The following is a 21,696-nucleotide window of genomic DNA, read 5'->3' on the forward strand; positions in this document are numbered from 1 at the left end:
GGTCGGCGCGGTCGGCGCGGTCGGCGCGGTCGGCGCGGTCGGCGCGGTCGGCGCGGTCGGCGCGTCTCGGGGATGATGGCGCCGTGGATGCTCTGGACATCATGGACACTTTGATCACATTCCTGCACGCTCGTATTGACGAAGACGAGCAGAAGTGGCGCCATCCGAAACCGGAGCTGCGCTCGATTGCCGCAGACATGCTCGGCGACGTTGAGACCAGGCGACAGATGATCGGCCGTATCGCCGACGGAGAACGAACTCCGCAGGGCTTGTTGACCTTACTGGGGTTGGCCACCCGTTACTTCACCCACGCTGACTACCAGCCGGAGTGGTGGTCGCCAGATGAAATCCCTGGTTTTCAGCCGGAGTGGTGGGCGTTGAAGTAGCGCCACGGGATCGCTCGTCGCGATCGCTGCTCAGGCCGCGGCCGCCGGCTGCAGGGTGGCTCGGGTGGCGGCCGCGTCGCGTTGCATGCGCAGGTAGGCGCGGGCGGCTTGGTGGTCGGCGCGGCCGCGGTGGTCGCGCGGGTAACGGGGCCGGTTCGCGTGCGAGGGTGCTCCAGCGAGGATGAGGCGGCCTTGGCCGGCGATCGCGACGTTGCGGTGGCGTTTGCCGGGGGTTCTCATCCATTCCTCCTCGGCCAGCCACCAGGCGTAGACGTCGCGCTCGACGCTGTAGGCGCGCACCCGGCGCTCGCGCACCCCGGTCGCACCGATACGGTCCGCGACGCTGGACAGGGTCACTGGGGTGCGCTCGAACTCGGCCGCCGGGCCTGGCCCGCCGACGCGACGGGCCAGCTGGTGGCCGGTGAGGATGCTCAGGTGACGGCGCACCGTCCGGGGGTCATAACCAGTCATCTCAGACAGTTGATCTACTTTGTACAGCCCGGTACCCGCAGAACCCTCCCGCTCCAGCACCGCCGCAGTCACCGCCATGTGACGGCCCAGGCCGGGTTGCTCAGGCCCGGGGTGGGTGAACAGGTCATGAGAGACGATTTCCCTCCGGGACCTCAACTGGATCAAGAGCTCCTCACGCAGCGCGAGGGGAGACGAAGAGGGGGAAAGACCAGGAGGTCGGAGGACTGCGGGCAGGCGTGGGTTCACTTGTGTCCCACCCTCTGCAAGGGCCTCTTTCGTCACATCAGTCACAGCCTCCACCCCCTCCTCACAGCCCGAGGAGGCCGCGGTTGAGGCCTCGGTCACCGGGGCCTGGAAGCCCGCAGGGGCGAGGAGGGTGAAGCTCCGGGCCTTCTGGCCCTCACCTGCGGCGGCCAGCGCCAGCCAGCCGTCCAGCGCCAGGCGACGCAGCGCCCGGTCCGCGGTGCTGCGGCCCATCCCGGTGGCCGCCGCCAACCGGCGGCAATCCAGCTCGATCTCGGTGGTGACCGCCTCCAGGGCGAGCTCCAGCACGTACTCCAGCGCCTTGCGGTCACTGGGACCTGCTTGGGTACACCACCGTTCAGGGACGGCGTCGATCGCCGCACGCACCGCGACCACCCGCTCCACCACCGCGCCGACGCGCTGCTCCCAGGTTTCCCTGTCCTCTTGCTGCTCCTGCTCTTCGTGGGCGGCTGGGACGTCGGCGCCGACGCCGCCGGGAGGGCGGCGCCAGCTCGCGGCCGCGAGTACGGCCTTGCTCCATTGGCGCTGCAGCAGCGCGGCCCGCTCCTGGGCGGTGCGGGGGCGCTCGGCGCCGCCGGTTGTGCGGCGGCGCAGGTGCACCAGGCCCGGCTCCTGCAGGTGACGCTCCAGCAACGCGGCGACCTCGCAGGCCGACCAGCGGGCCCGCGCCAGCCGCAGCAGCACCCGCCACAACTGCGCGTGCCCCAGCCCCGCCTCCGGGGTCGCGGCCAGCAGGTCGGCGACGTCGCAGGGACGGCGCTGCCCGGCCAAGCGCGGCCCGCCCGGCCCGGTCTCGATGGCGCACACCGTCTCGGCCGGCACCTGCTCGGCGGCGGTGGCGTTCAGCAGGACGGCCAGGCGCTCCAGGGCCTCGGCCGAGTTCGGCTCGCCCAGCACCGCGGCGGTGGCCGCCGGGGTAAGGGGTCGCCAGTCAGCGGTCAACGGGACCGAGGTGCCGCCGTTGCGGTGCGGGGCACCAGGCGGGCGCACGCACCCAGTGCGCGCGTTGGTCAACGCGGAGATGTCCAAGGTGGGCAGGCGCCGGGCCGCAGCCCGCGCGATCGCCCGCACCCGCGGCGCGTCGACCGGCGCCACCGGCACCCACACATGCACCCCGCCGCCGGGGCCGGAAGAACAGATCAAGTGGTTGAGTTCGGCTTCGTCCAGGAGGTCGACCAGCTCGGCCACATCGCGCTGCACCGTGCCACTCGGGCCGTTCGAGACGCCCGGACCCTCTGGGCTGCTCGGGCTGTTCTTGGCGTCCAGGTCGAAAACGACGAAGAGGAACTCGCGGCGGGAGTTGGTCAGATACCAGGCGAACGGGCCAGCCGGCGCGGCGGCGCTCAGGCGGACCTCGCCGTCATAGGAGTGCGCCCATGCCCCGTCTTCAGCGCGCACGTCAACACGGGCTCGGCCCCGGGGCGCCAATGCGCGCAGGGCAGCGTGGAACGCGCCAGCGGCGTCTGAAGTGCTGGTCTCAGCGGGCCGCGCGGCGCAAACAGGGTCGGTCGGCAACACGCCCGGCGTGTCAGATTGCGGGCATGCTGGGCTGACCGGCTGGATGCCTGGTATCGTCATCACCGGTTACTGATTTCGATGGACACACGAAACGCATCTCGCTCTTCTCCGCGGCCAAGCAAAGACGTGAGCTGATGTGAACCGGGTGTCCGCAACGTCGTCGTTGTGAACAGACGCCCCGCTTGGCGGGGCGTTTTCTTTTGTCCTGGGTGACTCCAGATGATCGATCGAGCAGTCGGCGCCCAAGCATTGCAGGTTTGAGCTGCGCTTGCCCGTACACACGCCGTATTCGGCACGTCCCGTCCAGGCCAAATCCGCGCGCCGAGCGCGCCGCACCTCATGGCGGTTGGGGCGAGTACGCCCGACAAGAGAAGGGGAGTGCTCATACGAGGGACCTGACGTGGTGCATGACTTTTGGCCAAAATGCTTGTCAAGAACGGTAGCTGGTACGAGGCCAAAAGATCGGTTATGTCGGTCTTAACCTGCCGATCACCTGCAGATTTCTTCTCCCACCATCCCAGAGCAGGCCAGCATGAGCGCCGGTGTAAAGCTCGGCGGGCTTCGTTGTCAGAACCGCCGACGAGGCAGAAAGACGGCGTCGAAGCCAGGGGTGTGTGCACGGGACGGAGGTGTAGCGGGTTCGCGAGCTTACGTCTCAAGAGCAAGATCAAGTGAGTGTCTCCACTGGTCAGGGGCATAACGCAGGCGCAGGTGGGCGAGGCGGCACCGGCACGAGGGAGCGGTGCCGCCTCGTCCACCGGCGCCAGGCGGCGCACGGCGCCGTCCCCGCCCGCGACGGCGGGCGAGGACGACACCGGGTGGTGCGGACGCTCAGGCATCGCGGCGCGGCTCCTGCAGCTCGCGCAGAACGTCCTCGACACGAAGCGCCGGACCGGACCCCCGGACAGGCCGCTCGCGGCGCAGCGCCTGGGCGTAGGCGGGGATGGCGCGCAGGCGCACGGTGGCCAGCAGGTCGCGGGTGAAGCCGGTGGCGTGCTCGGCCTCGCCGGTGCGCTCGGTGGCCAGCGCGGCCCGGACGGCGTGCAGGATCACCGTCCGCTGCTCGCTCGGCTGCAGCCCATCGACGACGGCCATCGCGGCAGCGAGGTCGGGATCGTCGAGGGCAACGGCGCCGGGTGGGTCGAAGTCGTCGATGGGCATCGGTGCTCTCCTCACAGGTGGGCGGTCAGGTGGCAGCCGGGGCAGGTGACGGTGCCTGCGTCGGCGCCCGCCTCCAGGTCGGTCCCGCAGTTGCCGCAGGTCAAAGGCATCGCAGTACTCCCTCGCTGAGGGTGTTGTCGGAGAGGGTGGTCATGCGGTGAGCCCCCAGCCGTGACACGGCAGACAGGCGCCGTAGCGGGTGGGGATGCAGTAGGGCTGCTCCACCCCGCAGTCGGGGCACAGGCGGCGAGCGCGCATGGCCTTGCCCAGCGCCTGCAGCTGCGCCGTCGACGGCGTGCGGCGCGGCTTGGCGGCCGCGACGTCGTAGAGGTAGGCGACCGCGACGCCGCCGACGGCGCGGCGTGAGCGCCACATCACCTGCGCGCACGGCGCCTGGCCGCCGGGTCGCAGCCCGGCGGCGCGCAGCTGGCGGCGGGTGGCCAATCCCTCGGGGGCGAAGCGCCAGGGGTAGGTGGGCAGGCCACCGACCTTCGTGCCGGTCGGGTCCCAGAACACCCGGCGTGGACGGCGGCTCACCGCACCTGCCCTGCGGTCGCGGCGAGCTCGCCCTGGTCCCCGTCGTGGTCCTGGTCGACCGGCGGGTTCAGGTGCGCGGCCATGGTGGCCAGGACCTGGCAGGGGGCGGTGATGGTGCATTCGGGCCGGTAGGTGCCCTCCTGGTCACCGGCCCAGGATCCGGCGCGCAGGCTGCACGCCGCGCACGCCACTACGCACGGGCACGCACCGGCCGGGTGGTGGCATTCGCCCGCAGCGCAGTCGTGCGGCCACAGCGGCACCGGGGCGTGCGCGCTGGCGTGGGCCAGCAGCTCGATGACAGCGTGGTCCAGGCCGTCGGCGCCGGGCTGCCGGGCGGCGGCGAGGATCGCCTCGCACAGGTGGCGGACCACCAGGGCGTCGCCGAGCAGCTGCTCCAGGACGTCGCGGTTGGTGCCGGTCGGGGTGAGCGCGTCCAGTTCGCGCTCGATGGCACCGGAGCGGGCCTCAGGGTTGGCGGCCACGGCCCAGGCGGGCAAGGTGGCCCGGTCGAAGGCGCCGACACGGGGGGCGACCAGGACGCGGCGCCCGCACAGCCCGCCGCTCTCGCCTGCCCCCTCGGCCAGGGCGCGCTGTGCGTAGTCGCGCGGGACGGCGTGCATGCCGGCGCCCGGGGCGATGCCGGCGACGAACGGCGCCACCTTCGTGGGAGCGGAAGACGTGGCCATCAGGGGTTCCTCATCTCGTCGGCTCGCGGGCGGGTGGAGAGGTGGGTGGCGATCAGGGCGAGCAGGCCCATCACGTACGTCTCGACCAGGTGAGAGCCCTGCACGGCCGCGCGCAGCGCCTCAAAGGTGGCGCGGTCGCGGGCCAGGCGGGCGATAGTCACCTGGATCGCCCAGGAGGTGGCCGGGTCGCAGGCCGCCGCGGCCTCGGCGGCGGCCTCGGGGTTGGCCCAGGTGCTGTGGTCGGTGCCTGGGGTGCGGGTGGCCATGAGGTCCACCCAGGTCAACAGGGCGGAGGTGAGTGCGCCGGGCCCGTGGTGGGCCTGCAGGTCCGCCACGGCGGTGCGGGCGCCGTCCATGTCGTCGGCGATCGCCAGGTTCAGCGCGGTCGTGGCGCGCTGGCGGAAAGCGGTGTGTTCGGCGCAGCAGCCGCGAGCGGGAACGTGGTCGTGGTTGGTCGTCATCGAAGTCCTCATCTCGTCTCAGGGCCCGTTCCCGGCCCCCCTCCAGCGGGGAGCCGGGAACGAGCGGTGCGGCTACAGCAGGCTGGGCAGGCTGACCACGACCACGCCCAGGGCGAACAGCATCAGGTCGGTGGCCACGCACAGGCGCCGGTACTTGGCGCGAGCGATCTGCGACAGCCGCACCACGTCCTGGGCGCGGCGCAGCTCCGGGTCCTCGGCCAAAGAGGCCAGCAGTTCCTCGGCGTCGCTCATCTCGGCGTGGGCGACGAACCCGGTCCCGGTACCCGGCCGGGACAGGGCGGGCCGGATGACGGTGAGCGCGACCGCGGACGCGGCCGCCAGCAGCGCCACCGCCGCCCCGAGCCCGACCCGGCCCGCAGGCAGCAGCCCGGAGGCCAGCACACCGAGGGCGGCCAGCACGCTGAACGCCACCCCGGCGAAGCCGAGCAGCAGACCGGCCTTGGTGTCGGTGCGGGCCAGCTCGGCGCGGACGGCCTCGGCCTCGGCGACCAGGTCGGCGGCGCCCGCCTGCTCCAGGCGCTCGATGTGGACCGGAACCTTCCGGGAGGTCGAGGCCGGGGCGGGGTCGCGGTGCCAGGCCTGGCCCGGGTAGGCCTGCTGCCAGGCCATCATCGGAGGCGGCGTGCTGGTGCGGGCGCCAGCCCAGTCGATCGCGGCCCGCTCGGGCTCGCCCATCTTGACCAGGCCCGCCTCAATCAGCCAGTCGACCCAGACCGGCGCGATCCCCTGGCGGTCGAGGAACTCGGCGTCGGTGAGCCGGTCGGCGGCGTACAGGGCGGTCTGCATCGCCAGCAGCTGCAGCTGCTCGCCGGTGTAGCGGTGCGCGCCGCGCAGCAGCTCGGCGCTGAGCGCCTCGACGAGGGCCTCGGTGCTCACCTGGGCCCGGTACAGGTGCCAGGTGTGACCGGTGATCCCGCTGGCCTTGGGCAGGCGCTCGCACCGGTCACCGCGCCAGGTCGCGACCACCAGCTCCAGGCCGGTCATGGGCAGTCCGAGCGCCTCGGCCACGACGGCGCGAGCGGCCTCGGCGGGCTCAGAGTGCTCGTCGACGTGCCCGGCGAGGCCGGTGAGACCGGCCCCGGTGAGGAGCATCAGCAGGCAGCCGTCCTCGTCCTCAAGGAGGACCCCGACGCGGCGGTTGTCGCAGCGGGGAGCCGTGGGCGAGACGGCCGCCGGGATGGCGCTGACAGGGTGGGTGTGCAGGTGCATGATGTGGGTGTCCCGTTCTGGATGGGATGGGATGGCGGGTGCGCCCGGCGTGGACTGTCTTGGTGGATCGACCACGTCGGTGCGCGCCCGTTGGACGGGGTGGTCCCTGACGGGAGCCCCGGACCCTCACCCGGCGCCTGGCCGGGTGAGGACCCGCAGTCACCGTCAGGCGACCCGCTCGCCCGACGGGGCCTGCCAGGGGTCAGGGACGCAGTCGGCCGTCGGGTCGCTGGACGGGCCGGTGTCACTGGGAGCGGCGACGGTGGCGGCCGGGGTGGCGCTGAGCATCTCGGCGTAGTCGCAGACCGTCGGCTTCGGCTCCTGATGCTCGGCCGCGTGCTTGGTCGCGGCGCTCTGGGCGGTGCGGGGGGTCAGGTAGTTGCTGCCGGTCCACCGGCAGGACCCGCACCGCCAGGCATAACCGTCGCGCCAGGGGTTGTTCCACACGTCGATGCCGAAGCCGACGACGACCACGCCTACGGGGATCTCAATGGTCGCAGCGAGCTCTTTGAGGAGCGCGCTCAGCACTTCCTCGTTGCCCTGAACGGCGCGGTCAAAGTGGCCACGAGCCCTCTCCAGATCGCGGTCGCGGAGGGCACCGGTGACGTCGGCGGCCACCTGGGCGAGTGACGCTGTCATGTCGTTCCTTTCACGGTGTGGGCCCTGGACGGGGGCCGGGGCGGGTGTTCTAGGTGCGGGCGGGGCAGTCGCAGCCGGGGTAGCGGCACCAGCCGGTCGCGTTCGCCCAGATGCGGTCATAGGGAGCCCAGCCGCCGGGTTGGGCTCCGCCGGTGTGCACGGCGCGCTGGTGGGCGCACCGGCGGCAGGGCTCGGCGAGTTCGGCCAGGGACGGCGCCACGGGTTCACCGTGATCTGCTGAGCAGCTCGGCGAGCAGGGGCCGGTGCGCGCGAAACACTCGTCTCTGGCGGCGGCCCAGGTCGACGACGAGCGCCGCGTAGGTGTCGGCGCGCACCCAGGCGGCCGCCCTGGCGTCGTCGGCCCCCCGTACGACGGGCAGCTCGGTGACCTGGCCCAGGTCGGCTACGGCAGGCCAGGTGACCATCCACGCCTCGTCGGTGGCCCGGGGGTCGGGCACGCACCGCACCGGCAGCACCCGCCAGCAGGCGTCCGGCAGGATCAGGCCGGTCTCCTCGGCCAGCTCGCGGACCGCCGCCGCCAGAGGGTCCTCGCCGGGCTCCACGTAGCCGCCGGGGACCGCCCAGCCGTGGTCGTCGTCGCGGTCAACCAGCAGCACCCGCCGGGTACCGCCGATGGAGAGGGTGACGATGGCGTCGGCGGCCTGCTGCTCGCCCCAGTGGCCCAGCTCGCCGCGGCCGCGCTCGATGCCGGTGGGGCCGAACGGGTTGAGCGGGCGGCCGTCGACGACGACGAAGGGGATCGCGGCGTCCCGCTGCCGGGCGGCCCAGTCGATCTGTGTCGGGTCGGTCCGCGGGTCGGCCCACCCTTCGGCGACGCCCTTGCCGAGCACGTCGGGGTGGGTGTAGGTGCGGATCATCAGGCCCTCCCCGACTGTCCGCCGTTGGCGGCGGCGGTGACGAGCTGGTGGCGCACCGCGCGGGCGGCCGAGTCCTCGCCGTAGGCGTACTGCGCGGAGGCGGAGCGGGCATCGACGGTCGTCATGCGGCCGCAGCAGTCACAGAAGATCGTCTCGGTCATCGGACGGCCACCGAGAACCAAGACGGCGCCCGGCCGGAAGCCAGGACGCGCAGCCGGACGTCCGGGGTGGGGTGGCTGGCGGTGAGCCGGCCGACGGTGCGCTGCCACAGGGTCGGCGCGGGCAGTGCGTCCAGCGTGGCGGTCACGATCGCCACGCCGTCGCGGCCGACCTCGGTCAGCAGCCGCGCGGAGTACAGATCGGCGTCGCATTCCTGCAGCCGGATGGCCTGGGTGGCCAGCAGGTGGTTGACCGCGGCGACGGCGGCCGTGGCGAGGACGAGCCAGGCGGGCAGGTGCGCGGCCAGGACGAGCAGCGCCCCGAGTCCGCACCCGGCCGCGATGCGCCGCCACAGGCTCGGCCCGCTCAGGTGGCCCAGGGCGTGGTGGGCGATCTCGTGGGCCAGCGCGCCCTGCAGCCGCATGCTGTGCTGCTCGTCCAGCAGGTGGGCGCCGAGCCGGATCTGCGCGGTGGGCAGGCACACCATCGAGGTGGCCTCGGCGCCGGTGTCGCCGTCGGTGTCGACGATGACGAGCACGCCGGGCAGGTGGGCGGCGGTGCGCAGCGTGGCCACCAACTCCACCAGACCCGCCGGGACAGCCGGGCTGGCCGGGCCGGTCGACGTGGTGCTGGCAGCGGAGACGGCGGGCGCGGGCGGCGCGAGCTTGGTGGTCTTGACGGTCTCGGTGGGGACGTAGGTGGTGCGCACGGCCGCGATGTTGAACGGGACGAACGTGCGCGACCGGGGGCCCGGTGTAGGTGGGGTGGCATGCGTCATGATGGGTGGTACCTCTCTGATCACTGGGTTGGTGGGGTGAGCGGGCGCGCCCGACGTGGTCCTGTCTTGGTGGATTGGCCACGTTGGTGCGCGCCCGTCCCGGTTCAGCAGCCCGACGCGTCGTCCTGGGCGTCGGGCTCGTCCTCGGAGCCGTCGGTGTAGCTGCCGTCCTCGATCGGCTCCGGGGCCTTGTCTTCGACGGGCTCGGGCGCCTTGGCCTCCTCGGCGGAGCCGTCCCGGTAGGAGCCGTCGGTGATGGGCTCGGGCGGGTTGACCGCGACGACGGCCGCGGTGGCGGCGCACGCCGCGGTGGTGTCGCACTTGGCGGCCATCGACAGCGCAGCCGCCAGGACCAGCACGATGACGGCGGGGCGCAGGGAGAACGTCTTCAGGGATTTCATGGCAGGTGTGTCCTTTTCGGTTGGTGAAGAAGGTGGTGGTCAGGGCTGGGGGGTCTGCGGGGGAGTGGCCTCGGTGTGGGTGTCGATGGCGCTGAGGATGAGGGCGGCGGAGCTCTTGCCCTTGCCGACCTGGCCGCCGATGCGCTGCTGCGGGTCATCGGTGACCGGGAAGAGTCGGATCTGGGCGGTGGGGAACTCGTTCTTCATGGGTGGGCCTTTCGAGTGGTGATGAGTGGGGTCGGGGAAGGTCAGAGCCGGTGCCGGCAGGGCGCCGGGGCCTGGCGGATGAAGTGGACGAAGGCGACGGCGAACACCACGACCAGCGCGATGGTGAGCGGGGCCGGGGCGCCGGTGCCGGCGGCGGCGAACAGCGCGAGCAGGGCCAGCCCGAAGGCGGTCCGGGCCCGTCCGGCCTTGCGGATCTGGGCGGGGTCGCCGCCGCAGTCGGGGCAAGGGAGGGCGCTGGCGGCGGCCACCATCGGGTGGACCCGGCTCGGCGCTGGGGCGGCGTGGGTGATGAGGTCGCTTTCCTGCGTGGCCTGATCGAGTTGCGCTTCCCGGGCGCGCTCGGCCTGCAGCGCGGACCACAGGGCCAGCGGCGTGGTCGCGGAGGCGTTCGGGATGGCCAGGGTCTTGAGCGCGGCGGGGTCGGCGACCCGGTAGCCGGTGGCGGTGTCGTAGGCCAGCAGGCCGGTCACGACGCGCTCGCCCAGGCGGGCCAGCAGCCAGGTCCAGCTCTGGCCGGTGGCCGTCAGCACCCCGTCCAGGTCGGCGGCCGTGAAGGGCGAGCCGTCGGCCCACAACACCAGCGCCAGGTGCAGCGTCTCCTCGTCGGTCCACGTCCGGCCGTCGGTGTAGATCCACGTGGTGAGAGCCGACAGGCGGCCGACGAGCTCGGTGGTCTGCGCTTCGGCCTGCGCCTCGTCGAGCAGGCCCGTCTCGATCTGCGAGTACAGCTCCGACAGCGCGCCGGCGAGCTTGGCGATCTCGGCACTGAACCGGTCGTCGCGGCCGTACAGGGTGCGCAGTTTGCTCAGCTCGGAGTAGATGCCGTTCAGCCGGTCGTACCAGAAGCAGGTACGGCTGGCGCACGGGGTGACAGAGGCCGAGTCGATCACCTCTGGGAGGGGCAGGCCCGGCGCGTAGGTGTAGCGCACCACCACCGCGACGTCGGGGCCGACGCCGCACAGGAAGCGCTTGGCGGCCTCGACATGGCGCTGCAGCTCCGTCAGCGTCAGCCCGGACAGGCCACCGGCGACGGGAACACCATCGGGGGCATCGCCGGGCAGCGCGATCCAGTAGCCGTCGTGGTAGGTGACCTGCATGGTCAGGATCGGGGTCAGGGTCAGGGCGTCGGTGGGGGGCGGCGTTTCGGGGACGGGCATGGAGAGCTCCTCGCTGGCGGCAGAGGCGGTGGGGTGGGTGGAGGTCATGGCGGCGGTGCTCCTTCGGATCCGAGGACGGGGTAGGTCAGGCGGCGGAAGCGCGCAGGTCGTCCAGCAGTTCGTCCAGCTCGGCGGGGGTGATGTGGACTTCGCGGGCCTTGCTGCCGTCGGCGGGGCCGACGACCTCGCGGGCTTGGAGCAGGTCCATCAGGTGGCTGGCCTTGGCGAAGTCGACGCGCAGCTTGCGCTGCAGCATGGAGGTGGAGCCGAACTGGGTGGTCACGACCAGCTCGGCGGCGGCGAGCAGCAGCTCCAGGTCCTCGCCGACGTCGTCACCGCCCGCGGTCGGCGCCGGGGTGGTGAGGTCGGCGATCTGGTCGGCGGCCGCGGCGTGCTTGCGGCAGTGCGACACGATCGCGGCGATCTCCTTCTCGGAGAGGAACGCGGCCTGCAGGCGGGCCGGGGCGGTCGAGCCCATCGGGGCGAACAGCGCGTCGCCCTGGCCGATCAACTTCTCGGCGCCGGGGGCATCGAGGATGACGCGGGAATCGGCCAGTGAGGCGGTGGCGAACGCGAGCCGGGAGGGCACGTTGGCCTTGATGAGGCCGGTGACCACGTTCACGCTGGGGCGCTGGGTGGCCAGGACGAGGTGGATTCCGGCGGCGCGGGCCAGCTGGGTGATGCGGACGATGGAGTCCTCCACGTCCTTGGGAGCGACCATCATTAGGTCGGCGAGCTCGTCGACGATGACCAGTAGGTAGGGGTAGGGCTGGCGCGGAGCCTTCCCGCGAGCGGCGGGGACCTTGCCCGCGCGCACGGCCCGGTTGTAGTCGTCGACGTGGCGGAAGCCGCTGGCGGCCAGGTCGTCGTAGCGCCGATCCATCTCCCCGACGACCCACTCCAGGGCCTCGGCGGCCTTCTTGGGGTTGGTGATGATCGGGGTGATCAGGTGCGGGATGCCCTCGTAGATGTTGAGCTCGACGCGCTTGGGGTCGATGAGCACCATGCGGACCTCGTCGGGGGTGGCGCGCATCAGCACCGAGCAGATGAGGGTGTTGATGCACACGCTCTTGCCCGCGCCGGTGGCGCCCGCGATGAGCAGGTGCGGCATCTTGGCAAGGTTGGCCAGGATCGTCTTGCCCTCGACGTCCTTGCCCAGGCCGACGACCAGGGGGTGGCGCTCGGCGCGGGCGGCCGCCGAGCGCAGGACGTCGCCGAGCGAGACGAGGTCCTTGTCGGTGTTGGGGATCTCCACGCCGATCGCGGACTTGCCGGGGATCGGCGACAGGATCCGCACGTCGGCGGACTTGACGGCGTAGGCGATGTTCTTGGTCAGGCCGGTGACTTTCTCGACTTTGACGCCGGGGGCCACCTCGATCTCGTAGCGGGTCACGGTCGGGCCGCGGGTGAAACCGGTCACGCTGGCGTTGATTTCGAAGTCGGTCAGCACTTGGTCCAGGGCAGTGACGACGATTTCGTTGGCCTTGGTGGAGGCGCGCGGCGCGCTGCCCGGGCGCAGCAGGTCCAGGCTGGGCAGCGCTCCCGGTGCGGTGGTCGCGGCCTGGGGGGCGGCCTGCTCGGCGACGTCGCCGGCAGCGGCCGGGACATTGGTCTCGGCGCCCAGGACGGGGGTGTCGTAGGGGCCGCGCTCGCCGATCAGGTCGGGGTCGACCTCGACCGGGCGGCGCGGCCCGGCCTCGTCGACCGCGTCGTCCTGGTCGATGTCCTCGCCGTCCACGACGTCCGCGCTGTCGTCGCGGCCGGGGTGGTCGGCGTCGTCGCGGGTGGCGTAGCGGGGGTTGCCGCCCGGCTGCGAGTCCCGGGCCCCGGCGCCGGGGCGGCGGGTGCGCAGGCCGACCAGGCGGGCGGGGATCTGGCGGATCGAGGTCTGGGTGGCCACCAGCACTCCCCAGGCCGCGAGCACGACCAGCCCCACGACGCTCAGCGGGGTGGGCAGCAGCAGCGCCAGGGGGGAGGCGACGGCGTAGCCGAGCGCCCCGCCCGCGGCCAGCACGTCAGCGTCCGGCCCGTGGGCGAGGTGGATGATGCCCGCCACGGCGGCGGTGATGGTCACCGAGCCCAGCAGCAGTCGCACCAGGGTGATTTCCGCATCGCCGCCGCGCAGTAGCCGCCAGGCCAGGGAGGCGGTGGCGATCGGGGCGGCGACGATGAGGGAGCCGATCAGGGCGCGGGCGGCGAGCTCGATGAGGTCGATGACGATGCCGCCGGCGAGGTTCCAGCCGGGCAGCGCGAGCACCACGGTGGCCACGACGCTGGCCAGGCCCAGGCTGTCGCGCTGGTAGGCGGCGTCCAGGTCGGCCCGACCGGGGCTCAGCGCCCGGACGCCTTTCCCGGCGCCGCGGGCCAGCTTCATCCAGGCCAGGATCGCCGCAGCCCCGGCCAGGCCCAGCAGGGGGCTGCTGTGCACGCTGCGGACGGTGCGGCGGGCGGTGGTCGGGCCTCTTCGGGAGGCGGATCGACGGGCTCGGGTGGCCATGTGTCCTCTTCTCCGTACGGGGTGGTGGTGACGGTGGGTGACTGTGCGGGGGATGTGCGCTCAATGTGCGGTCGCGGTGCGTTACTGGGCGCTTACGTTTCGCGTGTGCGGTAGGCGTGTGCGGGGCTGTGCGCGGCGTGTGCGGTTACTCTGCGTTGATGTGCGCAGGGGCGTGGATCTTGTACGCCCGGGTGTGCGGACCGTGTGCGCGGGGTGTGCGGAGCTGCGCACACCACCCCTCCCCTATAGAGAAAGGGGGCCCGCCCAACGCCGCACACCAACCGCGGCGTTCGGTCACATTCGGTAAAGCGGGCCGGGCGCTCGCGCGGTGTGCACGCAGCGTGCGCCCGACCGGGGGGCCGTCCGGGTGGGTTACCGGCGGCCCGCGTTCTCCAGCGGGGAGGCGATGAGGTCCCAGCCGTCGGCGTCGGGCCGGGCCGAGATGCACTCCAGCTCGGTCCAGCGGTCGGTCTGGCGGTAGAGGAACCGGCGGGCGCGGCCGACCTGCTGCAGCAGCTCGTACATGTCGGCGGTGCGGACCGTGGTGCGGCCCTCCCGGTACCAGGTGTCCAGCGCCATGTCCCAGACGCGCTGGGCCTCCTCGGTGCTCATCTCCGGCTTGGCGGGCTGCTCGGCCTCCTCGCCGTCGCCGTCCTGGTCGTCCTCGTCGTCGTTGGTGCTGACGATGACGCCGCTGATGACGGTGTTGGGGTCGACGTCGGCGAGGTCTTCGGGGCGGGCGTCCTCGCCCAGGTGCTCGCGCCGCGAGTCCTGCAGCGCCTCCTGCATCGCCTCGCGCTCCAGGGCGGTCTCTTCTGCGGCCTGCTCATCCATGTCGCTCTCCTGGTTCATCTGAGGGGCGGCCGACCGCATGGCCGGCACGGTGGTGGGTGCCGACGCCGTGCTCGCAGGTCCGGCGAGGGCGGGCTTGGGAGCGGGGTCGGTGGTGCGGGTGCCCCAGACGGGGCCGGTGTAGTAGGTGCGCTGGGTGAACAGCTCGCCGAACAGCTCGGCGGTGACGGCGTCCATCGGGTCGCGGAACGGCGCGCCCGCGTCGACGGTGTCCATCAGTTGCTGGGCGGTGGGGTTGTAGACGCGCTGCATGCTTGACCAGCGCTTCGGCGGCACGCCCATGCCCGCGACGTAGGAGTAGCCGCGGCGGCTGACTCCCCAGGTGGGCAGGTTCTCGCGGCCGATCGCGGCCAGCGCGGGGGCGGGCAGCACGTACTCGGCGTCGTCGGCCGAGTCCACGCCGAAGCAGATGCCGGCGGTGTGGTTGGCTCGGGCGTCGGTGCTCATCGCCTTGTAGGTGATGCGCTGCAGGCTGGAGACCACCATGATGCCCGCGGAGCGCGCCTTGCCCAGCAGGTGCTCGTAGTCGGCGCCCAGGGCGGCGAAGTCGGAGGACTCCTCGACCCAGATGAGCAGCAGGTTCAGGCTGGAGCGCGGCGCCCAGCGGTCCAGGCCCTCACCGGCGAGGTGGCTGGTGCGGCCGGTGATGACCTTACGCAGCCGCTTCATGACCCGGCGGGCCTCGCTGAGGTCGGTGATGACCCAGGTCAGCGCGGCCGCGACCGGCCCGTACGTCTGCAGCTCCTTGCTGACGTCGATGCCGATGATGTTCAGGCGGCGCCGGATGGACAGACTGCCCAGCACCAGCCGGGCGCAGACGCTCTTGCCCGCCCCGGTGACGCCGCCGATCTTGATGTGCGCGACGTCCTCGGCATCGGGGTCTTCGTCGTAGTTGCCGAGCAGCCGTACCAGGCACAGGTCGGTCTGGTACTCCCCCAGCGCGAACGGCTCGGTCGGCAGCGCGCCGAACAGGGTGGCGTCCACGCCGGGCCAGGGGATGCCGCCGGGGATGGCCAGGTTGTCGCGGGTGGGCATCTCCAGCTCGCCGACCCCGGCCCGGGTGGCGTCAGCGGCGAGGTTGGTGCCGCCGGGCACCGCCTGGGCGTGCGCGGCCAGCGCGGGCATCAGGGCGCGGGCCCCGTCCAGGGTGCCGCCGTCCTGGGTGACGACCTTGGCGCGCACCACGCCGCGCTCATCCACGGTGGGGTTGTGGAACTGCACTTTCGCGGCCTTGATGGCGTCCAGCAGCGGGCTGCCCGCTCCGTCGGCGGCGCCGGGGGCGGCTCCGGCGTACTTGGTGCCGCGCCAGATGACCCACAGCACCCACACGATCAGGCTGCACAGGGTGTAGGCGGGCCAGATCGGGCCCATGCCGACCACCAGGCCGAGCACGAGGGAGACGGTGGCCAGGGAGCCGGTGACGACCATCAGGATGCGCAGCAGCACCCGGGGGCCGGCCGACAGGTGCGCGAAGAAGGTGACCAGGGCGCCGATGGCCAGGAACAGGATGCTCAACAAGGGCGTCCAGACCGGGTCGCCACCCCACTTGGCGTGGGCGAGCACGATCAGGATCGCGAAGACGACGCATCCGATGGCCGGGGTGACCAGCGGCAGGCCGTGCACCAGCAGCCAGCCGCCGCCCAGCCGACCGGCGCCGTCGGCGGTTTCCACGTGGACCATCTGCGCGCCGGTGGCGAGCTGTGGGGTCTTCTTACGACGTGCCATCACGCACCGTCCTTCGTGTCGTAGCGGCCCTGCCGCTGGCTGTTGGTGCCCGTACCGGATGCGGTCTTCTTGTTGGCCTGCTGCTCGGCGAGTAGGTACTCCTGGTGGACCGCCGACATCCGAACGATGGCTTTGGCGGCCTCCAACATGGCCTCGGCGGCGTTGTTGCCGTGTCCGCGCAGGCGACCGGCCAGGAAGATGCGCTGTAGCCAGCCCACCCGGCGCCCGTCGGGGGCGGTGCGGTGGCGCAGCCAGGCCGCGGCCTGGCGGGAGTCCTCGCTCATGGTCAGCGAGATCGCGCACAGCATCGCCCGCACGGTCTCCTGGTAGTCGCGGTACGCCTGGTGGCTGCGTGTGACGTCGCTGTCGACGAACGCGGCGGCGGCTTCCACCAGATCGATCTGCTTGGACATCGGCTTACCTCACCTGCCTACTCGTGGCCCTGAACAGCGGATGTGCTGGTCAGCGGGCTATTTCTTGGGGTCCTCGCGGATGGATTCTTTTTCCAGCCGCACGTACTCGTCGTGAACGCCCGCCATCTTCTGCAGCGAGGAGACGGCCTCCAGCAGGGCGTCGGCGGCGTTGCGGCTGTGGGCGCGGGTGCGGCGCGACAGGCCCACTCGGTCCAGCAGCGGGACGCGCTTGCCCTTCTTGGGCTTGTGGTGGCGCAGCCAGGTGGAGACCAGCTCCCCGTCCTGGACCAGCATCAGCGCCAGGGTGCGCGACAGGGCCTGGACGTTGTAGATGTGGTTTTCCAGGGCTTCGTGACCGGCGATGATCTCGGCGGTCTCGAACTTGACCATCTGGCTGCCCAGGTCCTCGCTTCGGTTGCTCACAGGTCCTCCTCGTGGATCACGGCGTCCAGCAGGTGCCGGGCGGTCTGCTCGGTGCTGCTCTGGGCGATCAGGGTTCCGTCGGCCAGCACCTGCACCGAGGTGGTGGCGGCCGCCGAGCGGGCCCAGGAGCGGGCCACGGCGCGGGCCCGGCCGCGCAAGCTGGTCTCCTCGGCGAGTGCGAAGGCCACCAGCAGCGCGGCGGCGGCCAGCAGCGCGACCGCGATGCCGTGCGCGGCCCGCTCGGGCCAGCCCGGCGCGAACGCCACGGCCAGCCAGGTCACGAAGGCGCTCACCGGCTCGCCTCCCCGCTCGGGCGCGGCTGTGCGCCGGGGTTGTGCGGGGTGTGCGTACCGTGTGCGGTGATCTTGTGCGCGGCGTGTGCGGGGTCGCTGACCTGCTGTGCGGTCATGTGCGGCCCGTAGGTGGCCGCGCCCTTCGCACCCTGCGGGGTGCCGGTGACGACGGGCCAGTCCAGGCGGCACCACGCGGCACGGGAGGCCTCGGTGCAGGTCACCTCGTAGGCGTCGGCGAGCTCGCGCACCAGGACCAGGCCGCGCTGGTACTCGCCTTCCCCTCGGGCTGCCGGCACCAGCGCCGGGCCCTGGTCGGTGCAGGTCAGCGCGACCGCCCCAGCCTCGCCGGTCGAGCCGGGCTCGACCTCGGCGCGAACGGTGAATCGGCCGCCCACGGTGCCGGACGCGCTGTGCAGGACGGCGTTGGTGGCCAGCTCCGACACCACCAGCGCGACGTCGTCGGCGCGCGGGCACCCCGGCGGCAGGCAGGTCAGCACCCAGGCGCGCACCTCGGCGACGCGCTCCGGAGCGCCGGGGAAGGCGCGCTCGTGGGCGAGGGTGACAATGACGGCCATCACGCCACCTCCCCGCAGGCCAGGACCGGCAGGGCGGGGGCGGCGCACTGGGCCAGCAGCACCACCGGACGCGCTCCGAGGGGCGGGAGCTGCCCGTGCGCGGCCAGCGCGTGGCGCAGGTGCACCAGCGGGTCGACCTCGCCGAGCTGTGCGGCCGCCACCGTGGCGCGGGCCGCGGCCAGCAGCTCGGCGTGCTCGGCGACGAGCAGCGCCAGGTCCTGGCGTGTCAGCACGTTGTTCCTGGTCAGCGTCTTCATGACGTCACCTCGCCCAGGATCGTGGCGATCGCGGCGTCGACGTCGACCTGCTCGCGGCCGTGCGGAACGTGGCGGTAGACCTGGTTGACGAAGTCGATGACCAGCTCGCGCAGCACGTAGAGCAGGAACGGGTAGCCGGACTCGGGGGTCAAGGTGATGGCCAGGTAGAGGTCGTCGAGCTCGTCGTGCGGGGCCACCAGGACGTTGCCCTGCCCGGCCGGGGCGCGCACGCCCTCGGCGAGCAGGTCGCGGGCGAAGGTGTACTCGGAGGTGATGGTGCGGCCCTGGACGAACATGAGGCAGACCGCGTGCGGGTCGCTACTGGAGTAGGTCAGCATCGCGTTCAGCGGGGTCTTGGGGCTGTCGGCGGGCCACAGCCGCACGTCGTAGATCACCTGGGGCCTCATGCCGACACCTCCGTACGGGTCTGGTCGCTGTCGCGGGTGAGGTCCGTACGGGCCGACGTGGCCCGTACGGCGTGCTTGTCGCTGCCGTCCGTACGGAGGCGACGCAAGATGTCAGCGACCTCCTGGTCGTCGGTCTCGTCGTCGGTGCGCTCGTCCGTACGGGGCTCCGGCGATCCGGTGCGGGCGGGCGGCGTACGGGTCTCCTCCGCGTCCGTACGCGCCTCGTCCTCGTCCGTACGCAGACCCGTACGGGCATCGCGTACGGCCTTCTCACACCAGCTGCGGCGCCGGTCATAGCGCTCCTCCAGCACCGCGTAGTCCGGCGTCCACACCTCATCGCGCGCAGCGGCCGCGGCGATCTCCTTACGGATCTCGGCCACAGCCTCCTCCCGGTCGACCGGCGTCAGCGGCGGGACCGTACGGGGCGCCTCGTCCCGTACGGGCTCCGTCCGTACGGGCTCTGTACGGGGCACCTCCGTACGGGCGGGCCTGGTCCGTACGGGCTCCGTACGGGGCCGGGGCGTGTTCTCCGTACGGGGCGCCTCCGTACGGGTCGAGTCCGTACGGGACTCGATCGCCGGGCGTGGGGACGCCTCGATCGAGGGGGAGCCGATCGAGGGGGAGCCGATCGAGGGGAACGCGATCGAGCGGGCCACGTCCACGCGCTGCGCGGAGAAGGCGCGCAGCCGGGCCACGGCCTCCTCCCCCTCAGCGCTGGCCTTCGGGTCGGGGGCGCCAGGGCGGACGATGGAGCCGTCGACGATGACGAGCCGACCGTCCTTGGCGGCGGCCTTGTCGGCCTTCCGCTCGTAGGCCACGATCGAGCGGGCCAGCTTGCGGTCCTTGCGGGAGGAGGCCGGGCCGACGCCGTAGCGGTCGATCCACGCCGCGCTCCAAGCGTCCTCGATTGAGCAGTCCGCACCGCGCGAGGCGCGGATGCTGGCGGCCGCCCACGACAGGCGCGGGTAGCGGACCCGGCGCCAGGCGGCCCGGCGGATCTCGGCCGCGCTGCGCTTGACGGTGGTCTGCTGGGTCAGCGACGCGGTCAGCTCCCACAGGGCGATGCCCAGCAGGGAGGCCAGCGCGAGGATCACCCCGACCTGCAGCCCGTCGTCGGCGCCGTTGGCGTGGATGCCGTGCCACAGGTTCATCCCGGCCGCGATGCCCGCCATAGCCCAGGTCGCGACCCGGTAGCGGCCGATCGGCAGTTTCGCCTGGATCGCGCGGTGCACCAGGAACGCCAGGTACCACACCCCGCCCTCCAGGGCGATCGGCAACGCCGGGGCCATCAGGCCCAGGTGCATGACCTCGGTGGCGAACTCCAGCTGGCCGCGCCAGGCGATCGCGATCGGCGCGCCCATTGCGATGGCGCCCACGATGACCGGCGCCCGGGTGGCCACCGCGGCGGCCAGGACTCCGGCGCCGCGGCGGGCGGCGGCGTAGCGCGCGGCACGGTCGGCCTTGGACTGCCGGCGCCTGGTGGCGCGATCGGCGGCCTTGGTCCGGCTGCGCTCGGCCTTGACGCGCTCGGCCTCGGCGCGGTCCTGGCGCTCGGTGGCGCGGGCCTCGCGTTCCAGCTGGTGGCGCTCGCGCTCCACCTCGATCGCGGTCCGCGCCCGCGTCGCCTCGGCTTCAGCGCGAGAGCGCTCGGCCTCGGCGCCAGCGACGGCGCGCTCGGCGCGGCGGTCGTAGAAGGTGCCGGTCATGAGCCGCTCACCGCCTCGACGGCGGCCGGGGCCACCAGGGCGTTGGGCTCGGCGGAGTAGAACAGCACGTTGCCGCCCTGCATCTCCTCGGGCGCCTTCTTCAGCATCCAGTCAAACAGCGCGGCCCTGGTGGACTGCGGGGATGCGGTGACCGTCTGGTACATGGTCAGCTGCTTCATGCCGTAATCGGTCGCTTTGGCGAGGGTCATCACGACGAAGATGTCCATCAGATGCTCACCGCCTCGGCGACCTCGGCCTGGGCGATGAGCAGGTCGGCGAACACGCCGACCAGCTCAGTGGTGAGGGGGTCGATGGCGCTGCCGTCGATCCAGCCGCTCCGGAGCTCCTCGCTCTCGCCGATGACGTGGAACAGCAGATCCAGCGTGGGCAGGGGGCAGGTGGTGACCTGCAGGTCGTGCTCGCGGGCGTAGTCGGCGACGACCTGGTCCAGGCTGCGGGTGCCGTGGATGTCCAGCAGGTGCCCGGCCGGGGTGAGCACGCCGACGTGCGCCCAGCGGTTGAGCAGGCCGACATGTGCCCAGCGGTAGGGCCGCTCGACGAGCTGCACCAGGGCCAGCGGCCATCCGGTGCGCAGGTGCAGGGCGCGGGCCAGCACGGCGCACTCGCCGTAGCCGTACAGCTCGATCGCGGCGGCGTCGACGACGCCGGGGCGGAGGGTCAGCTTGGTGTGGCCGTGGAAGGTCGGAACCTCCAGGGTCACGACGCACTCGACGTCGGCCAGGGGCCGGTCGCCGGCCGACGCGGCCAGCTGCGGGTAGCGGGAGCGGTAGGTGGTGGTCGTCATCAGACGCTCACCGCCTCAGCGTCTTCGGCGGCCTGCGCCTCGACGATGCCGTCGCGCAGGGCGGTGTACACGGCCGACTCCCAGAAGCGCAGCAGCCGCCCGCCCGGAGTCCTGACCGCGGTCAGCGCGCCGATGTGGGCCCAGCGCACGACCGTCTTAGGGTCGACCCGGAACACAGCCGCAGCCTCCTTGGAGGTCAGCAGCCGGTCGCCGGGCATGACGGAATCAGCGATGATGGACATGAGTCGAGTTCCCTTCCGGATCGTGCGACTCGCCGTGGCCCCGGTGTGACAGCACCGGGGCTGCTTGTTGATTCGGACACAAGTCACTCGCGCGATTCGGATCTCGCATCGGACTTGCGTACTAGTACACAAGTTAGAAGCGTACTATGACACCGTCAAGACCCTGAGGGATCGTTTTGCGTTTTGCACGCTCACCGGGGGCTCTATTCGGCCGGTTCCGGTGTATTAGTACACTGAGGTCAGGATCGCCGATGGTGTAAGGAGAAGCAGTTGGCGCCACAGGTTCACCGCTCGGACCCGCCATACCTGCAGGTGGTGAAGCACGTCAGAGAGCAGATCGAGTCAGGAGCTCTCCGTGATGGCGACACGGTGCCCTCTACGCGACAGATCGCTAAAGAGTGGGGAATCTCGCTGGCGACGGCGACCAAGGCGATGGCTACCTTGCGGTCCGAAGGACTGGTGCGCGGAGTGTCCGGGGTGGGCACTGTGGTCACCACCTCCGAGACGGTGCACACCCCCACAGGCCGTGTCCTCTCGAACCGCCGCA

28 protein-coding genes are annotated in these 21,696 nt (G+C 72.1%); 2 read left to right on the forward strand and 26 right to left on the reverse strand.

Annotation, left to right across the window (positions count from 1 at the left end; genetic code table 11):
* The first annotated feature begins 83 nt into the window (after positions 1 to 83).
* On the forward strand, positions 84 to 386 hold the full coding sequence (locus ACSC1Q_RS42190) for a DUF6221 family protein (protein ID WP_436764366.1): 303 nt from the start codon (positions 84 to 86) through the stop codon (positions 384 to 386).
* Positions 387 to 416: 30 nt separating this feature from the next.
* Here the strand turns inward: ACSC1Q_RS42190 and ACSC1Q_RS42195 are convergent, their stop codons facing one another.
* From ACSC1Q_RS42195 to ACSC1Q_RS42320, 26 genes are all read right to left on the reverse strand, one after another.
* Entirely contained in the window at positions 417 to 2,519 is a 2,103-nt protein-coding gene (locus tag ACSC1Q_RS42195) for a hypothetical protein (protein WP_436764367.1), read from the reverse strand.
* 951 nt (positions 2,520 to 3,470) lie between these two features.
* A complete protein-coding gene (locus ACSC1Q_RS42200; protein ID WP_436764368.1) occupies positions 3,471 to 3,800 on the reverse strand; it encodes a hypothetical protein in 330 nt (109 codons plus the stop codon).
* 150 nt (positions 3,801 to 3,950) lie between these two features.
* On the reverse strand, positions 3,951 to 4,337 hold the full coding sequence (locus ACSC1Q_RS42205) for an RRQRL motif-containing zinc-binding protein (protein WP_436764369.1): 387 nt from the start codon (positions 4,335 to 4,337) through the stop codon (positions 3,951 to 3,953).
* Positions 4,334 to 5,023 carry a hypothetical protein gene (locus ACSC1Q_RS42210; RefSeq protein ID WP_436764370.1) on the reverse strand — a complete coding sequence of 230 codons (690 nt, stop codon included), beginning with the start codon at positions 5,021 to 5,023 and terminating at the stop codon, positions 4,334 to 4,336. The genes ACSC1Q_RS42205 and ACSC1Q_RS42210 overlap by 4 nt, the downstream gene beginning before the upstream one ends.
* Positions 5,023 to 5,484, reverse strand: coding sequence for a hypothetical protein (locus tag ACSC1Q_RS42215; RefSeq protein ID WP_436764371.1), 462 nt, complete (start codon positions 5,482 to 5,484; stop codon positions 5,023 to 5,025). The genes ACSC1Q_RS42210 and ACSC1Q_RS42215 overlap by 1 nt, the downstream gene beginning before the upstream one ends.
* A gap of 72 nt (positions 5,485 to 5,556) precedes the next feature.
* A complete protein-coding gene (locus tag ACSC1Q_RS42220) occupies positions 5,557 to 6,714 on the reverse strand; it encodes a Pycsar system effector family protein (protein ID WP_436764372.1) in 1,158 nt (385 codons plus the stop codon).
* Between the two features lie 165 nt (positions 6,715 to 6,879).
* Positions 6,880 to 7,353: a hypothetical protein gene (locus ACSC1Q_RS42225; protein ID WP_436764373.1), complete on the reverse strand. Its 474-nt coding sequence runs from the start codon at positions 7,351 to 7,353 to the stop codon at positions 6,880 to 6,882.
* Between the two features lie 49 nt (positions 7,354 to 7,402).
* The gene (locus tag ACSC1Q_RS42230) at positions 7,403 to 7,573 is read right to left on the reverse strand and encodes a hypothetical protein (RefSeq protein WP_436764374.1); all 171 of its coding nucleotides are present in this window, start codon (positions 7,571 to 7,573) and stop codon (positions 7,403 to 7,405) included.
* A gap of 4 nt (positions 7,574 to 7,577) precedes the next feature.
* Entirely contained in the window at positions 7,578 to 8,231 is a 654-nt protein-coding gene (locus ACSC1Q_RS42235; RefSeq protein ID WP_436764375.1) for an NUDIX domain-containing protein, read from the reverse strand.
* Complete coding sequence (locus tag ACSC1Q_RS42240) at positions 8,231 to 8,392, reverse strand: hypothetical protein (RefSeq protein WP_436764376.1); 162 nt, start codon at positions 8,390 to 8,392, stop codon at positions 8,231 to 8,233. Before ACSC1Q_RS42240 ends, ACSC1Q_RS42235 begins: the two co-directional genes overlap by 1 nt.
* Positions 8,389 to 9,168, reverse strand: coding sequence for a M48 family metalloprotease (locus ACSC1Q_RS42245; protein ID WP_436764377.1), 780 nt, complete (start codon positions 9,166 to 9,168; stop codon positions 8,389 to 8,391). The genes ACSC1Q_RS42240 and ACSC1Q_RS42245 overlap by 4 nt, the downstream gene beginning before the upstream one ends.
* A 104-nt stretch (positions 9,169 to 9,272) precedes the next feature.
* Positions 9,273 to 9,569 carry a hypothetical protein gene (locus tag ACSC1Q_RS42250; RefSeq protein ID WP_436764378.1) on the reverse strand — a complete coding sequence of 99 codons (297 nt, stop codon included), beginning with the start codon at positions 9,567 to 9,569 and terminating at the stop codon, positions 9,273 to 9,275.
* A gap of 39 nt (positions 9,570 to 9,608) precedes the next feature.
* A complete protein-coding gene (locus tag ACSC1Q_RS42255) occupies positions 9,609 to 9,776 on the reverse strand; it encodes a hypothetical protein (protein ID WP_436764379.1) in 168 nt (55 codons plus the stop codon).
* A 41-nt stretch (positions 9,777 to 9,817) separates the two neighbouring features.
* The gene (locus ACSC1Q_RS42260; RefSeq protein WP_436764380.1) at positions 9,818 to 11,002 is read right to left on the reverse strand and encodes a hypothetical protein; all 1,185 of its coding nucleotides are present in this window, start codon (positions 11,000 to 11,002) and stop codon (positions 9,818 to 9,820) included.
* 37 nt (positions 11,003 to 11,039) lie between these two features.
* Positions 11,040 to 13,382 (reverse strand): FtsK/SpoIIIE family DNA translocase, encoded by a 2,343-nt coding sequence (locus tag ACSC1Q_RS42265; protein ID WP_436764381.1) that lies wholly within the window; start codon positions 13,380 to 13,382, stop codon positions 11,040 to 11,042.
* A 441-nt stretch (positions 13,383 to 13,823) separates the two neighbouring features.
* Complete coding sequence (locus ACSC1Q_RS42270; RefSeq protein ID WP_436764382.1) at positions 13,824 to 16,028, reverse strand: FtsK/SpoIIIE domain-containing protein; 2,205 nt, start codon at positions 16,026 to 16,028, stop codon at positions 13,824 to 13,826.
* Positions 16,028 to 16,441 carry a hypothetical protein gene (locus ACSC1Q_RS42275; protein WP_436764383.1) on the reverse strand — a complete coding sequence of 138 codons (414 nt, stop codon included), beginning with the start codon at positions 16,439 to 16,441 and terminating at the stop codon, positions 16,028 to 16,030. The genes ACSC1Q_RS42270 and ACSC1Q_RS42275 overlap by 1 nt, the downstream gene beginning before the upstream one ends.
* Positions 16,442 to 16,498: 57 nt before the next feature.
* Complete coding sequence (locus ACSC1Q_RS42280; RefSeq protein WP_436764384.1) at positions 16,499 to 16,864, reverse strand: hypothetical protein; 366 nt, start codon at positions 16,862 to 16,864, stop codon at positions 16,499 to 16,501.
* Complete coding sequence (locus ACSC1Q_RS42285) at positions 16,861 to 17,157, reverse strand: hypothetical protein (RefSeq protein ID WP_436764385.1); 297 nt, start codon at positions 17,155 to 17,157, stop codon at positions 16,861 to 16,863. Before ACSC1Q_RS42285 ends, ACSC1Q_RS42280 begins: the two co-directional genes overlap by 4 nt.
* Complete coding sequence (locus ACSC1Q_RS42290; protein ID WP_436764386.1) at positions 17,154 to 17,732, reverse strand: ATP-binding protein; 579 nt, start codon at positions 17,730 to 17,732, stop codon at positions 17,154 to 17,156. Before ACSC1Q_RS42290 ends, ACSC1Q_RS42285 begins: the two co-directional genes overlap by 4 nt.
* Positions 17,732 to 17,989, reverse strand: coding sequence for a hypothetical protein (locus ACSC1Q_RS42295; protein WP_436764387.1), 258 nt, complete (start codon positions 17,987 to 17,989; stop codon positions 17,732 to 17,734). The genes ACSC1Q_RS42290 and ACSC1Q_RS42295 overlap by 1 nt, the downstream gene beginning before the upstream one ends.
* Positions 17,986 to 18,396, reverse strand: coding sequence for an SsgA family sporulation/cell division regulator (locus tag ACSC1Q_RS42300; RefSeq protein WP_436764388.1), 411 nt, complete (start codon positions 18,394 to 18,396; stop codon positions 17,986 to 17,988). The genes ACSC1Q_RS42295 and ACSC1Q_RS42300 overlap by 4 nt, the downstream gene beginning before the upstream one ends.
* Complete coding sequence (locus tag ACSC1Q_RS42305) at positions 18,393 to 20,102, reverse strand: DUF2637 domain-containing protein (RefSeq protein ID WP_436764389.1); 1,710 nt, start codon at positions 20,100 to 20,102, stop codon at positions 18,393 to 18,395. Before ACSC1Q_RS42305 ends, ACSC1Q_RS42300 begins: the two co-directional genes overlap by 4 nt.
* Positions 20,099 to 20,329, reverse strand: coding sequence for a hypothetical protein (locus ACSC1Q_RS42310; RefSeq protein WP_436764390.1), 231 nt, complete (start codon positions 20,327 to 20,329; stop codon positions 20,099 to 20,101). The genes ACSC1Q_RS42305 and ACSC1Q_RS42310 overlap by 4 nt, the downstream gene beginning before the upstream one ends.
* Entirely contained in the window at positions 20,329 to 20,907 is a 579-nt protein-coding gene (locus ACSC1Q_RS42315; protein WP_436764391.1) for a hypothetical protein, read from the reverse strand. Before ACSC1Q_RS42315 ends, ACSC1Q_RS42310 begins: the two co-directional genes overlap by 1 nt.
* On the reverse strand, positions 20,907 to 21,149 hold the full coding sequence (locus ACSC1Q_RS42320) for a helix-turn-helix domain-containing protein (RefSeq protein WP_436764392.1): 243 nt from the start codon (positions 21,147 to 21,149) through the stop codon (positions 20,907 to 20,909). Before ACSC1Q_RS42320 ends, ACSC1Q_RS42315 begins: the two co-directional genes overlap by 1 nt.
* 270 nt (positions 21,150 to 21,419) lie before the next feature.
* Between ACSC1Q_RS42320 and ACSC1Q_RS42325 the strand changes: the two genes are divergently transcribed.
* Positions 21,420 to 21,696 (forward strand): GntR family transcriptional regulator (locus tag ACSC1Q_RS42325; protein WP_436764393.1); only part of this gene is annotated, 277 nt, incomplete at its 3' end.

The organism is Streptosporangium heterodermiicola (genome assembly GCF_051390675.1).
In the GTDB taxonomy this organism is placed as follows: Bacteria; Actinomycetota; Actinomycetes; order Streptosporangiales; family Streptosporangiaceae; genus Streptosporangium.

Excerpts from the sequence above, each read along its gene's own strand:
- ACSC1Q_RS42235 (WP_436764375.1), bottom strand. The coding sequence starts at position 8,231 with ATGATCCGCACCTACACCCACCCCGACGTGCTCGGCAAGGGCGTCGCC.
- ACSC1Q_RS42250 (WP_436764378.1), bottom strand. The coding sequence starts at position 9,569 with ATGAAATCCCTGAAGACGTTCTCCCTGCGCCCCGCCGTCATCGTGCTG.
- ACSC1Q_RS42255 (WP_436764379.1), bottom strand. The coding sequence starts at position 9,776 with ATGAAGAACGAGTTCCCCACCGCCCAGATCCGACTCTTCCCGGTCACC.
- ACSC1Q_RS42210 (WP_436764370.1), bottom strand. The coding sequence starts at position 5,023 with ATGGCCACGTCTTCCGCTCCCACGAAGGTGGCGCCGTTCGTCGCCGGC.
- ACSC1Q_RS42300 (WP_436764388.1), bottom strand. The coding sequence starts at position 18,396 with ATGAGGCCCCAGGTGATCTACGACGTGCGGCTGTGGCCCGCCGACAGC.
- ACSC1Q_RS42225 (WP_436764373.1), bottom strand. The coding sequence starts at position 7,353 with ATGACAGCGTCACTCGCCCAGGTGGCCGCCGACGTCACCGGTGCCCTC.
- ACSC1Q_RS42260 (WP_436764380.1), bottom strand. The coding sequence starts at position 11,002 with ATGACCTCCACCCACCCCACCGCCTCTGCCGCCAGCGAGGAGCTCTCC.
- ACSC1Q_RS42215 (WP_436764371.1), bottom strand. The coding sequence starts at position 5,484 with ATGACGACCAACCACGACCACGTTCCCGCTCGCGGCTGCTGCGCCGAA.
- ACSC1Q_RS42290 (WP_436764386.1), bottom strand. The coding sequence starts at position 17,732 with ATGGCCGTCATTGTCACCCTCGCCCACGAGCGCGCCTTCCCCGGCGCT.
- ACSC1Q_RS42200 (WP_436764368.1), bottom strand. The coding sequence starts at position 3,800 with ATGCCCATCGACGACTTCGACCCACCCGGCGCCGTTGCCCTCGACGAT.
- ACSC1Q_RS42320 (WP_436764392.1), bottom strand. The coding sequence starts at position 21,149 with ATGTCCATCATCGCTGATTCCGTCATGCCCGGCGACCGGCTGCTGACC.
- ACSC1Q_RS42220 (WP_436764372.1), bottom strand. The coding sequence starts at position 6,714 with ATGCACCTGCACACCCACCCTGTCAGCGCCATCCCGGCGGCCGTCTCG.
- ACSC1Q_RS42305 (WP_436764389.1), bottom strand. The coding sequence starts at position 20,102 with ATGACCGGCACCTTCTACGACCGCCGCGCCGAGCGCGCCGTCGCTGGC.
- ACSC1Q_RS42275 (WP_436764383.1), bottom strand. The coding sequence starts at position 16,441 with ATGTCCAAGCAGATCGATCTGGTGGAAGCCGCCGCCGCGTTCGTCGAC.
- ACSC1Q_RS42310 (WP_436764390.1), bottom strand. The coding sequence starts at position 20,329 with ATGGACATCTTCGTCGTGATGACCCTCGCCAAAGCGACCGATTACGGC.
- ACSC1Q_RS42245 (WP_436764377.1), bottom strand. The coding sequence starts at position 9,168 with ATGACGCATGCCACCCCACCTACACCGGGCCCCCGGTCGCGCACGTTC.
- ACSC1Q_RS42240 (WP_436764376.1), bottom strand. The coding sequence starts at position 8,392 with ATGACCGAGACGATCTTCTGTGACTGCTGCGGCCGCATGACGACCGTC.
- ACSC1Q_RS42295 (WP_436764387.1), bottom strand. The coding sequence starts at position 17,989 with ATGAAGACGCTGACCAGGAACAACGTGCTGACACGCCAGGACCTGGCG.
- ACSC1Q_RS42270 (WP_436764382.1), bottom strand. The coding sequence starts at position 16,028 with ATGGCACGTCGTAAGAAGACCCCACAGCTCGCCACCGGCGCGCAGATG.
- ACSC1Q_RS42315 (WP_436764391.1), bottom strand. The coding sequence starts at position 20,907 with ATGACGACCACCACCTACCGCTCCCGCTACCCGCAGCTGGCCGCGTCG.